Origin of the sequence: Pantoea sp. S18, from assembly GCF_045689705.1 — a bacterium.
Classification (GTDB): Bacteria; Pseudomonadota; Gammaproteobacteria; order Enterobacterales; family Enterobacteriaceae; genus Pantoea; species Pantoea symbiotica.
This window is the reverse complement of sequence record NZ_CP142688.1, coordinates 2,675,682-2,691,323: the sequence shown is the minus strand read 5'-3', so window position 1 is coordinate 2,691,323 and position 15,642 is coordinate 2,675,682. Positions and strand designations below refer to the sequence as shown.

The 15,642-nt window shown below is 55.3% G+C and carries 12 protein-coding genes; 8 read left to right on the top strand and 4 right to left on the bottom strand.

What is annotated here, in order from left to right:
- Positions 1-72 precede the first annotated feature (72 nt).
- On the top strand, positions 73-666 hold the full coding sequence (locus VIJ98_RS12480) for a LuxR C-terminal-related transcriptional regulator (protein ID WP_323274265.1): 594 nt from the start codon (positions 73-75) through the stop codon (positions 664-666).
- Positions 667-759: 93 nt separating this feature from the next.
- On the opposite strand, the gene VIJ98_RS12475 is transcribed toward VIJ98_RS12480, so the two are convergent.
- The 4 genes from VIJ98_RS12475 to VIJ98_RS12460 all read right to left on the bottom strand — a co-directional run bounded on the left by VIJ98_RS12475 (position 760) and on the right by VIJ98_RS12460 (position 6,301).
- Entirely contained in the window at positions 760-1,926 is a 1,167-nt protein-coding gene (locus tag VIJ98_RS12475) for a CfaE/CblD family pilus tip adhesin (RefSeq protein WP_323274263.1), read from the bottom strand.
- Between the two features lie 9 nt (positions 1,927-1,935).
- Positions 1,936-4,674, bottom strand: coding sequence for a TcfC E-set like domain-containing protein (locus VIJ98_RS12470; protein WP_323274261.1), 2,739 nt, complete (start codon positions 4,672-4,674; stop codon positions 1,936-1,938).
- Between the two features lie 223 nt (positions 4,675-4,897).
- The gene (locus VIJ98_RS12465; protein ID WP_008107322.1) at positions 4,898-5,401 is read right to left on the bottom strand and encodes a CS1 type fimbrial major subunit; all 504 of its coding nucleotides are present in this window, start codon (positions 5,399-5,401) and stop codon (positions 4,898-4,900) included.
- A 102-nt stretch (positions 5,402-5,503) separates the two neighbouring features.
- Complete coding sequence (locus VIJ98_RS12460; protein ID WP_323274259.1) at positions 5,504-6,301, bottom strand: fimbrial protein; 798 nt, start codon at positions 6,299-6,301, stop codon at positions 5,504-5,506.
- Between the two features lie 590 nt (positions 6,302-6,891).
- Between VIJ98_RS12460 and VIJ98_RS12455 the strand changes: the two genes are divergently transcribed.
- The 7 genes from VIJ98_RS12455 to VIJ98_RS12425 all read left to right on the top strand — a co-directional run bounded on the left by VIJ98_RS12455 (position 6,892) and on the right by VIJ98_RS12425 (position 15,639).
- Positions 6,892-7,662, top strand: a complete 771-nt coding sequence (locus tag VIJ98_RS12455) for a hypothetical protein (RefSeq protein WP_323274257.1) — start codon at positions 6,892-6,894, stop codon at positions 7,660-7,662.
- A gap of 159 nt (positions 7,663-7,821) precedes the next feature.
- Positions 7,822-9,435: an ABC transporter substrate-binding protein gene (locus tag VIJ98_RS12450; RefSeq protein WP_323274255.1), complete on the top strand. Its 1,614-nt coding sequence runs from the start codon at positions 7,822-7,824 to the stop codon at positions 9,433-9,435.
- A 589-nt stretch (positions 9,436-10,024) separates the two neighbouring features.
- Complete coding sequence (locus VIJ98_RS12445; RefSeq protein ID WP_061717677.1) at positions 10,025-10,549, top strand: GNAT family N-acetyltransferase; 525 nt, start codon at positions 10,025-10,027, stop codon at positions 10,547-10,549.
- Positions 10,550-10,585: 36 nt separating this feature from the next.
- Positions 10,586-12,199: an ABC transporter substrate-binding protein gene (locus VIJ98_RS12440; RefSeq protein ID WP_323274253.1), complete on the top strand. Its 1,614-nt coding sequence runs from the start codon at positions 10,586-10,588 to the stop codon at positions 12,197-12,199.
- Between the two features lie 13 nt (positions 12,200-12,212).
- On the top strand, positions 12,213-13,205 hold the full coding sequence (locus tag VIJ98_RS12435; RefSeq protein ID WP_061717675.1) for an ABC transporter permease: 993 nt from the start codon (positions 12,213-12,215) through the stop codon (positions 13,203-13,205).
- Entirely contained in the window at positions 13,202-14,035 is an 834-nt protein-coding gene (locus tag VIJ98_RS12430) for an ABC transporter permease (protein ID WP_323274251.1), read from the top strand. Before VIJ98_RS12435 ends, VIJ98_RS12430 begins: the two co-directional genes overlap by 4 nt.
- Positions 14,032-15,639 (top strand): ABC transporter ATP-binding protein, encoded by a 1,608-nt coding sequence (locus VIJ98_RS12425; RefSeq protein ID WP_323274249.1) that lies wholly within the window; start codon positions 14,032-14,034, stop codon positions 15,637-15,639. Before VIJ98_RS12430 ends, VIJ98_RS12425 begins: the two co-directional genes overlap by 4 nt.
- Positions 15,640-15,642 lie beyond the last annotated feature (3 nt).

The following is a 15,642-nucleotide window of genomic DNA, read 5'->3' as shown; positions in this document are numbered from 1 at the left end:
AAATGGACAGTTAATTTCCGCCGGTAAGCCGATAGTATTCGCAAAATGAGGGATATTTATCGGAAATTAATCATGGATGTCATTTATCTGGATCAGTCTTGCTATCACCAGCAGGGCTTAATTGCGCTGCTGGAACATTCAAATATCACTTGCTGTAATACGCTTCGTGAAATGAAGACGCTGATGAGTGACAGGGAAAAAACCGCCAGCCTTTCACCGATTATTATTTTTGATTTGCCAGTTAACTTTCGCACGGCGCTGGTTCAGATAGATTATCTGACCAGACTGAAAATCACCTTAAATGCGACACTGATTTTCTTTTCAGATTCAGTGAAAAACAAGATTAATTACAGCAGTCATGTCATTGCAGCTGATTGTTTTATCGATAAAAAATCTCCAATCGGCACCATCAGTACCAGGCTGGCGATGATGTTGTGCCAGCATAAAAACGGCCAGCTGTTGGCTGCTCCCGCCATCAATAATCATTTAACCCGTAAAGAATTTAACTTCCTGCGTTGTTTATTCACTTACGAATCGATTGAAGGTGTGGCGAAGATAACCGGTATAAATAAAAAAACACTCTATAGCCATCAGAATAAGATCGTTAAAAAACTCAATTTAAAAAACAGCCTGCATCTCTATCAGCGCTTCACCAATAATTTTTAAACCTACCCCGCACGGTCGCCATTCATGGCGACCTGGTGCGCATAAATGCGCACCCTACGAAAACATCGGATAATGTCATAACCGCCCGCGCCATTATTGCGTCGTCGGAGTATAAATAATCCTCAGCGTGCCCTGATAACGCCCCGCTGTTTTTGACGATAAAGTAAAAGGCGGCGTGATGAGTTGTATCGGCGCGGGAACGCACAGCACCGAATTGCTCTGGCCCGGTAACACCACACGTCGCAACACACCTCTGTTGGTGCCGCTCCAGATAATTTCGCTGCCGTTCTCAACGGTCTGGCGCGCTTTGGTCAGCGGGTTAATCACTTCAAGCGCATAATCGAGACGATTTTGCGCCAGATTTTTGTCCGCGCCTGTGCGATATAACGAAAACAATCCCGTGGCTCTGGCGGGCGCGGCTGCACCTTCGTCCTGAAACAAGATGCTTACCCGGTTGCTGTCAGAATTATTGCCGTCGTACAGGCACATATCCAGCGAACGGCTGCCGCTGACGCTGGTTGTGGCGCGCGCACCGGGGAAGGTTTTTAAACCGAGATCAACCGTAGCGGCCGCATTGCCAAACTCCGGCAGATAAATCTGCTGATTACCGTAATCCGTCACCTTAAAGGTCATGCTGGCGATCCAGTCACCCATCTTCGTCACGTTGGTGCACCCCACGTTCACGTTCTGCGAATTTCCGGTGCAGGATGTCACGGGCCACTGCATCAGCGACATTTTCAGCGTTGCGCTCCAGGTGCCCGCCGACGGGAATTTACTCAGCTCGGAAGAGGGAAGATAGGCTGAATAATCGGTGCCATCGCCACGCGGCGTGACGGCTCCGCCAAAGGCATTCATCGGCACCAGATTGGTCGCCACCACCACATTATTCAGCGATCGCCTTTTGGTGAGATAGACATTCAGTACCAACGTCTGTTTGGTGCTGCTTTCGGTAAACAATAGCGGCACGGGATAGGGTGACGGAGACGCTTCCAGCCAGACAGGTAATGTCAGGCAGGCGCCATATTGATTGCTGGTGCGCGACTGGCAAACCAGCGTGTTGCGGCCCCATTTTGGCGCGTCATTGGTATCGTAACCGCCATTTTCATTGGTCCAGATCGGCAATTGCGCCGGCACTGACATACGGTCAAACGTCACCGCAACGCTGGTATTGCGCCCAGAAGGCGTGAGCGTGGCCGCCTGCGCCAATGTGTTGACCATTAACCAAAACAGCGTCAGCGCGCTAAGAAAGCTACTTTTCATCCAAAATCCCTATTGTTGTTGCGGCGCAGAAGGCGCGGTGCGAGCCAGCGGAACCTCATCCGCCTGGCGGGTGACAATCAGCATTTTTGCTCGTTGCTGCACATCCTGCGGCACTGAAGCCAGTTCGATAGGTTTGCAGTCGCTATCGCCGACGTAACGCACCACGTCATGGGTGCTTTTCACCTTCATTTCACAGCGGTACATCTGCATGCCGCGCACCATGTAGAGATTTTTTATGCGGTGATCGGTCTCAGCGCTGAATCCGCCCTGGCCTAAACCGGACCAGCTGGCGACATTCAGCGGCGTGGCACCTTCCAGTGGAAGCTGTTGATTGATCATCAGTCTGCCAAGCCAGGTGTAGCGCGAAACAATATTCACCTTGCTAACCAACATGCGCCCCGGCGCGATGAACAGCGTGCGTCGTCCGGCACCTTGAGTAATTTCGCTGCGCATCCCGTCGGTGGATTCGATGGAATCATTGATGCTGATCGCGCTCTGGGTGTAAGCCGGTACGCTGAAGAGCGTGCGGCCGGTGCCGTGCAGGCTGGCGCTGCCTGCGCCATCAACCGAGACATCCACCCGGGTATCGCGACTCTCATCGCTGCTTGCCACATGCAAACCGACCGCCGCACCGGGCAGGCCGTTGCCCCATTTGCCCCAGTACAGACCTGAGCGCGCCACCGCCAAAGAGGAGTTATAGCTGCCGCTGCTGCTAAAGCGTTGAGCGGATGAACCGGACGATGCCGAGCTGACCGCCAGGCTGCCGCTGCCGTATTCGCCGCCGGTTTTGCCATAAACGGAAGCATTCAGCTTGTTTTCCTGATTACCGTTGAGGTTCACACCGATTTCCTGCTGATTCTGCGCATCGAAATACCAGTTCTGCGCCACGTTATAGCCAATCTGATCTTTGTTGTTGCGATCGGTTTGGTAGGTCATGCCGAGCGAACTGTAGCTCGAACGTGAATCAACGGTCGGCGTGCTGACGCGCGAGAGTGAAACCGAGAGGAAGCCGCCGTTATCGCGCTGGGTTCCGCTGCTGCTGGTGCGGGTAAAGAGATTGGCGCTGGTATTAATATTGATGCCGTTGACGTTGAAGCCGCGCCCAAGGCCAGCCTGCCAGGTGGTGGTCTGCGTTTTGCTGTAGAGGTTGCGGCGCGCCCACTGTGGCACCACCGCGTTATCATCCAGTTGAACGGGCAGCACATTGCGGCCCTCATTCTTGCTGGCGCTGTAGCCGGCATTCAGATACCAGCTTTTCACCGGCACGCTGAACATCAGGCTGCTGCTCTGGTAGCACCCGCTGAACCCGTATTGCCCACCGTTGTTGCTGTAGCAATCCTGCGCATACAGGGCGCTGCGGTAGAAACTAAGTGAGAATCCATCGTTATAGGCGACCTGCTGGATATTGCCGCGCGAGCCTTCGCTGCCTTTCAGGTAGCTAAAGCGGGTGGTGAGAATGCCGTCGAGCAGCGGGTTATCAAAGCCGTGACTCCAGTCGAGCGCGCTTTCGATAAAGCGGTTGCGGTTGGTCACGGCGACACCGCCGGTCAGCGCAGCGTCTTGTGTCACAGGCACTTTGATGCCCGCCTGCATCACGCGGCGGTCGGCACCCTGTTGTGATGCAGCGCCGTTGCCCTGCATCTCGCGATCGGGAATGGTTCCGCCTTGTACAAACCATTCAATGTTCTGGCTGGTGGCATTGCCGGTACGACTAAAAGGTACCTGTTCGGTACGTGACAACTGATTCTCTTCATAGATGCGCAACGTCACGCTATAGCTGCCATTGGGAAAGGCGCTGGTATCGAGGTTTTGCGTGCCCGCATTGAGGTAAAAGGTGCCCAGCAATTGCTGCCCGCGATAAGCATCAATACGCGACGGACGCGTAATAAACACCGTCACCGGCGTGCCTTGCGCCGCCTGTGCGCGGTTCATCCAGGCGAGCGTCGAACCAACGCGCGCACCTTCAATGGTGCTAAGCGGCAACTGGCTTAAGGTAATGTTGCCGCCGGCGTTGCTAAAGATATCGCGCGAATCCATGCGTCCGGCCTGCACGTAATAGCGCTTGCCGAGATCGCGGCGCAGAAACACGTTGTTAAAGCGTACTTCCTGATGACTCTGCTGACGGTATTTTTGCGCCAGATAGTCCCAGTCGATACCGGCATAGCTGTTTTCAGTGAGTCCAAGCGCGCCCGCACCCTGCAGGGATAGCGTCTGGTCATCGCGATTGGTGACGAAATTGATATTCTGCTGATGAATAAACGCCGCTTCCGTTTCGGCAGTCTGCTGGTAGTAGGGCGATGCGTTGTCAGCCGCCAGCGGCACAAATTCCGGGCCGAGAAACAGCGCCACTTTGGCATTATTTTCGTCGTAGATCAGCGCGAGGGAATCGGTTTCCAGATAGTCGCAGCCTGCTGCGCCGCCGTTGCTGCTGCATGCCTTGTTGCCGTTGCGTGCCAGCGGTTCACTTATCAGATGGTCTAAGCGTTTTTCCTGCTGCGGATCCTTTTGATAATGCTGCATCACCGCCCGCGCAACCTGATGCGGTTTTAAGAACGTGACGGTATCAAGCGAGACAGAGGCTTCAAACAGGCCGAGCGATTGCCCATAAACAGAAAGGTTGACCCACAGCTTCTGGCCGGTGACCAGCGATTCAAAACCAGGCGGAACCTGCGTGGCAGCGCGGGGTGCAAGAGAGGGGATCAGGGTAATGAAAGAGGCGATTAAAACGACGCGAATATTGACCTTCATTACAGCATCCTGCTGAAAAAGAATAATAAGGGGGGCGATCTGCCTAATGCCGCTCACTTAAGCAATAAATTGCCTATGTAAGCAGGTGCGCATGAATGCGCACCCTACGAAAACATCGCCAACTGCTGTAGGGTCGCCATTCATGGCGACCGATTTACGCTTAACTGGCGTGCATTAGGGGCGAGCGGCCCCCCGAAATAATTGATCAGTTAATGCCGACAAATTAGCTCTGCGTGGTGGCCTGAGTAATTAACAGGCTGATCACGCCGGAATAGGTACCTGTTGCCAGTACGCCTTGCGTGGTCTGCGAGATTTTCAGTGGCAATACTGACGAACCGTTGGCGGTACCCGCCGGGAACAGCGAGGCGTAAGTCAGCGGTGTGTTGGTGGTGGTAATCGGTTTTAAATCCGCGCCCAGCGTGACGGTCAAGGGTACCGCTGTACCGGTGACGGTATTGTTAAGCTGAGCAGCGCTCACTAGCGCAACGTTAATATTGGCGGTTTGCGAGTTCGACCAGATTTTGGTGTCCAGTGAATAGGTAGACAAACCACGGCCCGGAATATATTGCATATTAATGGTGCCCGGTAATGCGGTTCCGTCCGCCTGGGTCATATCGACCGTCGAATCGACATTCGCATTCACCGTAATATCTTTCTGCACCGCCTGTGCATTAAATACAGCCGTTAACGCAGCAGCGATGACAAGTGGTTTAATTAATTTTTGCATTTGTAGCTCCGTGTAAATCCTTGTACTGGCCGTTAATGACCGTCTCATGGGTAGTAAACTGCTTTATAACAAACAGGTTGTTATTCCTTTAATAGGTGCTGATCATTGTCCGATAACGTACTCGGCTAAATTCCGCGTGTTGAGATCAACATATTTAATTCTGACTTCCTGAGCAGCGCTTAATTCTGCAGAACTCCAGGCTTTGAAGCGCAGTGTTTCATCCGGATAAACCGTGGCGTGTTCTTTTTTCCATTGGCAGCTGCTGCTGATATGTTGTTTTGAGCAAACCGCCACCTCACGAATCACTACGCGTACCGTACCGGAATTCTTGACTTCGCCCGATGTGGATGCAGTAAGCGATAACCTGGCATTGCGTGGCGGAATATGGACCAGCACGCCCCAGACTAAATTGATGCCGACCTGATTGCTGATGTTATTATTCGGCAGCGATTTATCTTTCAATTCATCCGGGGCAGCAACGGCCTCAAAGTAGACGCGCCAGGCGGTCTCTTTTTCCGGCGGTTGTAATGAAATCAGCCGAATGATGCGTTGAGAACCGGAAGCGAGCGCGAACTTATCCGGTGTGGCGATAAGCGAGCGCGAAACGGCATCTTCAACCAATATCTCTTTTTCAAACGGTGTCGCAGGACGCTCAATTCGCTTGATGCTGACGCGAATAAACTGCGCTTCACCGCTCTGTGATAATGTCTGCACCTGCGCCGCACCCTGATTATTCAGGGTGACTTCCATCGGATAGACACTCATATTTGCCCATGCTGATGGCATAGCAATAAAATCCATGAGGATCAGAGGGTAAGCGAGTTTTTTTAGCAGATGATTCTTGGATAAAATACCCAATGAAAAGCCGTGATGCAGCATCTTTTGCGGTGAATCGTCCATGATAAATCCTTATGAAATCCATTAAAAACCTGTCGGATATTCCCTGTGAAAATCGGCATGGCTATAAGCCAGCGTGGCTTAATCAAGCGGAATAACCGTGCGTTAAGAAAGTTCTCATAAGGGCTTTGTTAAGTCACTGTCCATTTTTGTGGTTAATTTTTTTAAGCCGTGCTGCAAAGTGAATACTTGCCAAAATATCGCAATCTAACTTAATGAAATAGCTATAAAAACAAAAATTAATTTACAGGCTTAGAAATGGCCTTATCAGGTTAAAATAAAATCAGGCTTTACAAAAAATAGCGCATTGATGGTAAGATCGTACTCGGAAGGGCAAAAAGACCCTTGTTAATCTTAAAATGTTAACCTCAGAAAAAATGCCTCCCAAAAGCATCATCAACCGATTCTCAACCGGCTTTAAAATAATGTATGAGAAGGTAGGTGGTTTTTGAAATATTTATAATTGATAACCAGGCACACAACACAGCAATATGAAAAGCAAACAGCAACTCACAGCATTAATTTATCATCGCGCAGCAGAGATTAAGTCAAATAAAAACATCTCGTTAGTTATGCAGAAGCATTACAAACTGTTGTTTAGACTGTATCTGACTAAGCCGCTCTATTTTAAGGTCATTTTTAAAGCCAATCGCTTTATTATTGGCTCGGCGATCATGGCGTACTCCTTCACTTCAGCAAACCCAACGCTGCGTGATGTAAAAGACTTTTGTAAGAAAACTGGCCTGATTAGCGACAACACCATTGACTCCTTTCTGCTGTTTATTCGGGTAGGTGGACGTATGGAAGTTAAAAAGGATGCGCAGGATAAACGCAAGTTAACCTACACGGTGACCAACAAAGCACTGGATGAAACCCGAGCCTTGATTAATACCATGATGATCCCTTACGGCATGTTGTATGGTGATTTCGACGTTTCGGCATGCCTGAAAATGGAAAATTTCCATGCCGAATACTTCAAAAAATACGCTGAAATTACCCTCAAGCATGTCTACTTATTCGATATGGTACCAGAGAGTAAAGCCTTCATTTTCAGGGATGCCGGGCATATGCTGCTGATGGATCTTTACATCGAAAGTCTGCAACAAAAAACCACCGTTATTGAGTACAACTACCTGAAAGCGTCACTGAAATGTGGCGTTTCGCGTTCGCACATCAAACGCTGTCTGCAGGACGCTGAAGCGGCGGGGTTGCTGACGCTGGACAAAGCCAGCAATACGCTCATTTTGCATCTCTCCTTTATGCAAATGGCGCTGGATTATTTTGCGGTCTATATGGCAATGGTCGAGTACGGGTTACGCGGGTTATCTGGTGTGCCTCCGCTACCGGCGAGCATGTCACGATAATCTGTTTTTTCGCTTATTGGTGAATTGCCATATTCAACAAATCGATTGCCACTATTGTCGTTTTACATTTATTTGTCCGGGTTTTAATAATTCAGCGGGAATTAATACAGGCCAGATTAAGGCCATACATAATATTTACCTGCAATCACCAAGGACAATATGAAATTAACTTCAATAGCTTTGGCATTAGGTTTTAGCCTGCTGGGAAACGCGTTTAATGCTGTGGCCGCCGATCAACCGGTTAGCGGTGGCAGCTTAACGGTGGGTGTCGAAACCGAACCCACCACCTTTAACCCGCAACTTAACGGCCAGGACAAAGCGGAAATCACGCTGCGTAACTTCTGGGAATCGCTGCTGGCGCGCCGTCCAGACGGCAGCTTTGTGCCGTGGCTGGCGCAGAGCTATGAGACCAGCCAGGATGGCAAAGTGATCCGCTTTAATCTGCGTCAGGACGTCACTTTCTCCAATGGCGAGAAGTTCGATGCCAACGCGGTGGCTGAGAACTTCCGCCAAACTCAGGTCGCGCAATACTGTGCTGGCAGCAGTTTGTGCCTGATGGGTTCGCACATCGAGAAGATTGAAACGCCGGACGATCACACCGTGGTGATCACCCTGAAAGAGGTTTACTCACCGTTCCTCTCCTTCGCTGCGGGCTTGCAGATTCTGGCACCGGCCAGCTGGAAATCACCGCAGCTGAAATCGGGTGGCAAAGATCTGGCAGGCACCGGGCCGTTTATTCTCGAAAGCTATGAGAAAGGCCAGCAGGTGACCTACGTTAAAAACCCGAATTATAACTGGGCACCGGCCACCGCGAAGCATCAGGGACCGGCGTATCTCGATCGCGTTACTTATCGCTTCCTGCCGGAATCTTCGGTGCGCACTGGCGCGCTGCTGTCGGGCCAGGTTGATGCCATTGAAGGCATTTCGGGTAACGATGCCGGTGAATTCAAAGACAATCCCGACTTTACCTATCAACATGCACTGAACACCGGTACGCCGTATTCTCTGTTCCTCAACGTGGAATATGGCCCGACGCAGGATGTGAAAGTGCGTCAGGCGTTACTGCAAGGTCTGGATATCGATCCGCTGCTGAAGTCGGTGTATCGCGGCGAGCGTACCCGCGCGTGGGGCATCACGTCACCCATCGATCCGCTTTACAACAAAGAGCTGGAGGGCAAATACGGCAACAATCCGGATGCGGCCAATAAGCTGCTGGATGAAGCCGGTTGGAAAACGCGTGATGGCGAAGGTTTCCGCACCAAAGAGGGCCAGCGTCTGCGCATTGAGCTGATTCAGGCGCAGGCGACGGTGCGCGACCAGCGCGATGTGCTGCTGCAAGCAATTCAGGCACAGGCGCGTCAGCGTCTTGGCGTCGATCTTAAGCTGAATTACGTCGATTCCGGTACGTATGCGGATGTGCGTAAAAGCGGCAAGTTCGGCACCATCGCCAACTCCAACACCCCAACCGATGGCGTGGATATCGAAAACCACTATCGTCCGATCGCCCAAGGCGGCGCGATAAACTACAGCCGCGTCAACGATGAGAAGATCAATGGCTTGCTGGATAAAGCCGCCAGCACGCTGGATCTCAAGCAGCGCCGCGATTTCTACAGCCAACTGCAGCAGGTCGCTTTACCGCAGCTGGCGCTGGCAGTGCCGCTGTATGAACCGGAAGATCAGTTAGCCACCGCCAGCTACGTGCACGGCTACGGTTTCCGCAGCTATAAGCAGATGCCAGAAAGCGTTTACGATGTGTGGGTAACCAAACCGTAAGTCTGACTCCGTAGGGTCGCCATTAATGGCGACCTGTCTTTCACATTTGCATCGTATGGTCGCCATTTTGGCAAGCTAACGAGAAGTGCGCAGGCCGGGGCCGCTTTTGGGCCGTCGGTCCTCGCGCCGCTTACGCGGTGCCTTCACTTCGTTCGTCTGCCTGACGGACCGGCGGAGACGGGACGTCCTTGTCCCGGCTCCGCCTTTCGCCCGCGTCCTGCGGGCTCTCCTGGCTTCCTCTCTTCATTCAGCGCTGTGGATTGCCGGCCCAAAAGCGGCCCCGGCCTGCTATGAAGCTTGCGTGCGCGTGGTTGAAAAAGGCGGATTTACCAGAATTACGTCATTTATAACGAACAGATTTCCACACGTGTACCGTAGGGTCGCCATTTATGGCGACCTGACTTTCACATTTGCACCCAATGGTCGCCATTAATGGCGACCCTACGTGATGGTTATTTCCGTGCGGATTATTGCCTCGTCATAAAATACCATTTCCCATATTCAACAAATCGATTGCCGTTATTCTCGGTTTACTTTAATCCGCCGGATTTTAATACTTTCGGCAGGATTGAATAAGGAAACGGTCACCATGAGTCAGCTAATTGAAGTTGCCAAGCCCGATGATGCGGAAGAAATATTTGCGCTGTTGCAGCGTGCCTACGCCGCGCTGGTGGCGCTGGATGTGCACTTCACCATTTCACAGGGCAACGTTGAGCAGGTGCGCCGCGTCATCGAGCAGGAAACCGTGCTGGTGCTGCGCAAATGGAAACGCGCGGTAGCGACCGTCACGGTGCGTTTTCCGTGGCAGCAGGATGAAAATGCACCTTCATCGCTGCCGTTTATCCACTGGTTTGCTGTCGATCCTGATTACAAAGGGCAGGGCTTTGGCCGCGACATCATCACCTACGCTGAAGAAACTCTGCTGAAAGAGACGCTGAAAGCGCCGGGCGTCTATCTCGCCACCGCCATCAAGCATCCGTGGCTGAGCGAGCTCTATCTGCGTCGCGGTTATCAACCGTTTCATCACCGCACCAATCCATTAGGCGAAGCGCTGGTGTTTCTGAAAAAGGAATTCAACCCGCCAGCCGATCAACCCATCGCCAAAATCGCCTGAACAACTAAAAAAGCACCTGCAACCACCAAGGATCTTATGAAAGCGAATTCCATCACTCTCGCGCTGGGTGTCATCTGCCTGCTGGGAAGCGCATCACTTTTCGCCGCTGAGCAACCACGCAGCGGTGGCAGCTTAACCTTTGGCGTCGAAACCGAACCTGTACCCTTTAACCCGCAGCTCAATGGGCAATCCAAAGCGGAAGTGACGCTGCGTAACGTGTGGGAATCGCTGCTGGCGCGCCGTACCGACGGCAGTTTCGTACCCTGGCTGGCAGAAAGTTATGAGGTCAGTCCGGACGGTAAAACGTATCGCTTTAGCCTGCGTCGCGATGTCACCTTCTCCAACGGCGAGAATCTGGATGCCAACGCGGTGGCCGAGAATTTCCGCCACGTGCAGGATGCAAAGTATTGCGCCGGTAGCAGCATTTGCGCCCTGGGCGCGCGCATTGCCAGCGTGGCGACGCCGGACGATCACACCGTCACCATCACGCTGAAGCAGGGCTATTCGCCGTTCCTGTCGTTCGCCGCCAAATTGCAGATTCTGGCGCCGGCCAGCTGGAACTCACCGCAGCTGAAAGCGGGCGGCAAAGAGATCGCCGGTACCGGGCCATTTATTATCGAAAGCTACGAAAAAGGCCAGCAGGTGACATTCGTACGCAATCCGCACTACAACTGGGCGCCCGCCACCGCCAAACATCAAGGTCCGGCGTATCTGGAACGCGTGACCTATCGCTTCCTGCCGGAATCTTCGGTGCGCACCGGCGCGCTATTGTCCGGTCAGTTGGACGCGATTGAAGGCATCTCCGGCAATGACGCCGGTGAATTCAAAGACAACCCCGACTTCACCTATCAGCATGCGCTGAATACCGGCACGCCGTATTCGCTGTTCCTCAACGTGGAATATGGCCCGACGCAGGACGTGAAGGTGCGTCAGGCTTTGTTGCAGGGATTGGATATCGATCCGCTGCTCAAGTCGGTGTATCGCGGTGAACGCACCCGCGCGTGGGGCATTACCTCGCCGGTCGATCCGCTCTACAACAACGATCTCGAAGGTCAGTACGGAAACAATCCCGCCGCCGCCAACCAGCTGCTGGACGAAGCGGGCTGGCAAACGCGCGACAGCGACGGTTTCCGCACCAAAGACGGCCAGCGTTTGAGCATTGAGGTGATTCAGGCGCAGGCAACGGTGCGCGATCAGCGCGATGTGCTGTTGCAGGCGGTTCAGGCGCAGGCGCGCCAGCGTCTCGGTGTGGACCTCAAACTGCGCTATGTCGATTCCGGCACCTATACCGACGTGCGTAACACCGGCCACTTCGGCTCGATTGCCAACTCGAATACCGAAACCGACGGCATCGATATTGAAAACCACTATCGCCCGGTGAAAGCCGGCGGGCCGATTAACTACAGCCGCGTCAACAGCCCGCAAATTAACGGCTGGCTCGATCAGGCGGCAGCGACGCTGGATATCAATCAACGCCGTAAATTCTACAGCCAGCTGCAGCAATATGCGCTGCCACAGCAGGCGCTGGCGATCCCGCTGTATGAACCCGAAGACCAGATCGCCACCGCCAGCTACGTGCACGGTGCCGGTTTCCGCAGTTTTAAACAGATGCCGGAGAACGCGTACGACATCTGGCTCAGCGACCACTAATCAGGAGGCGAAGATGAGTCTGGAAAGCATTGTCACCCGCACGCCACGCGCGCGTCGGCCATCGGTGTGGCGCAGCGACCTGACGCGCCGCATCGTCAGCCGTCTGCTGGGCGGCGTACTGGTGCTGTGGGCGGCGGTTTCGCTGGCCTTTCTCGGCGTGCATCTGGCGCCGGGCGATATCGTCAGCCTGCTGATCGGTGAGCAGCTGCGCACGCCAGCCATTGAGGCGGCGATCCGCGCTGAATGGGGTCTGAACGAACCGCTGTGGTGGCAATATCTGCACTATATGTGGCGCGTGCTGCACGGCGATTTTGGCCGCTCTTACATGCTCAACACCGAAGTCAGCCATCTGCTGGCGACGCAGCTGTGGCCCACCATCAAACTGACGCTGGCGGCGCTGCTGGTCAGCATCATCTTTGCGGTGGTGATTGCCGTCGGCACCGCGCATCGTCGCATTGGTCGCCGCGTGGCTAACGGCGTGGAACTGCTGCTGGCCTCCACGCCCTCTTTCTGGATGGGCATCGTGCTGCTGTTTATTTTCAGCTTCACGCTGCGCTGGTTCCCGGTGGCGGGCGATCGCTCGCTGTCGTCGCTGGTGCTACCTGCGCTGGCGCTCGGTCTAGCGCAGGGCGCGGTGATCGCTCAGCTGCTGCGCCGCGAGCTGGAGCGCGCGCTGGATGCGCCATTCACCCTGACGCTGCGCGCGTGGGGCGTGGGGGAAACCACCATTCGTCTGCGCCACGCGCTGCGTCATGCGGCGCTGCCAGCGGTGACTTTGACCGGTTGGCTGGTGGGCGGATTGCTGAGTGGCGCGGTGATCACCGAACAGGTATTTGGTCGTCCCGGCCTCGGCAAACTCACCGTCGATGCGGTGCTGGCGCAGGATCTGCCGGTGGTGCTGGCGGTGGCGATTCTCTCAGCGCTGATCTACGTGGTGATGAGCACCCTGGTTGACATCCTGTCGCTGTGGATTGATCCGCGTCTGCGCGGGGAGAGCAAATCATGATTGCCGCACTGCAACGCCTTCCGGTTGCGCTGCCCGCCGCGGTGTGGGCAGCGATTCTGTTTCTCATTGTATTGGCAATCGCGGTGATCGCCCCGCAGTGGCTGGCGCACAGCGATCCGCTGCTGGCCGATCCGGTTAACGCGCAGCTGCCGCCGTCGGCGCAGCACTGGCTGGGCACCGATCAGCTGGGACGCGATCTGCTGACGCGCGTGATCTATGGCAGCCGCTATTCGCTGCTGATCAGCGTGGCGGCGATGGCGCTGGCGGTGGTGATTGGCACCTTGCTGGGATTGGTGGCGGCACTGGCGCGTGGCGTGGTGGATGAGCTGCTGAGCCGCGCGGTAGATGTGATCTCCGCCTTTCCAGATCTGCTGCTGGCGCTGATGCTGATTGCTTTCACCGGGCCCGGCACCAACAACCTGATTATCGCGCTCGGCGTCGCGTCGGTGCCGCGTTTTGCTCGCGTGGTACGCGCACAAACCTACAGCGTGATGACCTCCGGCTACGTTGAGCAGGCGCGCACCTTTGGCCTGTCGCGTTTCACGCTGATCACCCGCCACATTTTGCCGCACGCCATTGCGCAGGTGCCAGCGCTGGCCACGCTGGGGCTCGGCACCGCGATTATCGGCACCGCCGGATTGAGTTTTCTCGGCATGGGGCCGCAGCCGCCGACCGCAGAATGGGGCCTGATGCTGGCGGAAGGACGCAACTATCTGCGTAACGCGTGGTGGATCGCCGTGTGGCCGGGCGTGTTTATTACGCTGACGGTGATTGCGGTGAATACGCTGGGGCGTTACTGGCAGGCACGTTTTGAAGGACGATCTGCATGAGCCAGCCATTTATTGATATCCAGAATCTCTCAATCCGCTTTGGGCCGCAGCAGGTGGTGAAAAACCTCAACCTGCAAGTCGCGGCGGGCGAATCGGTGGCGCTGGTCGGGGAATCCGGGTCCGGCAAAACCCTGACCGCGCGCAGCCTGCTTGGTCTGCTGCCGGAAGGCGCGGTGTTAACCGCCGACCGTTTCACCATCGACGGCCGCGATATGCGCCATGCCAGCCGCAGCGACTGGCGCGCGCTGCGCGGTCGTCGCATTGGCTATGTGTTACAGGACGCGCTGGTGTCGCTTGATCCGCTGCGCCGCATTGGTCAGCAGCTAAGTGATGCGCTAAGCGCCGCCGGTTATCGCGGCCATTTGCAGGACAAAAGCCTCGCATTGTTGAAGGCGGCGGGCATTCATGATGCCGAAAGCCGCCTCGAACGCTATCCGCATCAGCTTTCGGGAGGCCAGCGTCAGCGTGCATTGATTGCTACCGCGCTGGCCGGCACGCCAACTTTATTGATTGCTGATGAACCGACCACCGCGCTGGATATGACGGTGCAGCGCCAGATTCTGCAACTGCTGGCGCAGCGCCGCCGCGACGGCCACGGTTTGCTGCTGATCAGCCACGATTTAGCGGTGGTAGCGGAACTGGCGGATCGCGTGCTGGTAATGCGCGATGGCGAAGTGGTGGAGCAGGGCCACAGCGGCCCGCTGCTCAATCGTCCGCAACACGCCTGGACGCAGCGCCTGCTACGTGCGGTGCCGACGCCCGCCACGCGCGGTTTGCGTCTCAGCGCGGCAGAACCGACGCCGCTGCCGCCACGCCCGACACGCAGCAGCGCACCGCTGCTGGAGGGCATCGGCCTGCACAAAGCCTACGGCGATCGTCTGGTGCTCAACGACATCAACTTCACGCTGCACTCCGGGGAAACGCTTGGCGTGGTCGGCGAATCCGGCTCCGGCAAAACCTCGCTGGTGAAAGTAGTGATGGGCTTAACCGAACCGGACAGCGGCACGCTGCTGCTGGAAGGGGAGCGCTGGGATCGTCTGCCGGAGAAAGCGCGTCGCGCCCGGCGTGCGCGGCTACAGCTGATCGCGCAGGACCCGTTCAGCTCATTTGATCCGCGCTACACGGTGGAAAAAATTATCGGCGAAAGCCTCGATAGCGCCGGGATTTACGGCGATGCGCGCCGTCAGCGCGTGCGGCAGCTGCTGGATGAAGTGCAGCTCGGCGACCGCTTCCTGCAGCGTTATCCGCAACAGCTTTCCGGCGGCCAGCGTCAGCGCGTGGCGATTGCGCGCGCCTTTGCGCCGAATCCGGCGCTACTGGTGGCCGATGAACCGGTCAGCGCGCTCGACGTTTCGGTACAAGCGCAGGTGCTGGATCTGCTGGCTGACATGCAGGCCGAACACGGCACCGCGCTGCTGTTTATCTCTCACGATCTCGGCGTGATCCAGCATCTGGCGGATCGCGTGCTGGTGATGCAGAACGGGCAAGTGGTGGAGAGCGGAGCGCTGCAGCAAGTGTTCGCCGCGCCGCAGCATCCTTGGACGCAAAAACTGTTACAGGCGCTGCCGGTCATTCCCGACTGGCAGCCTGCGAACGCATACTAAGGA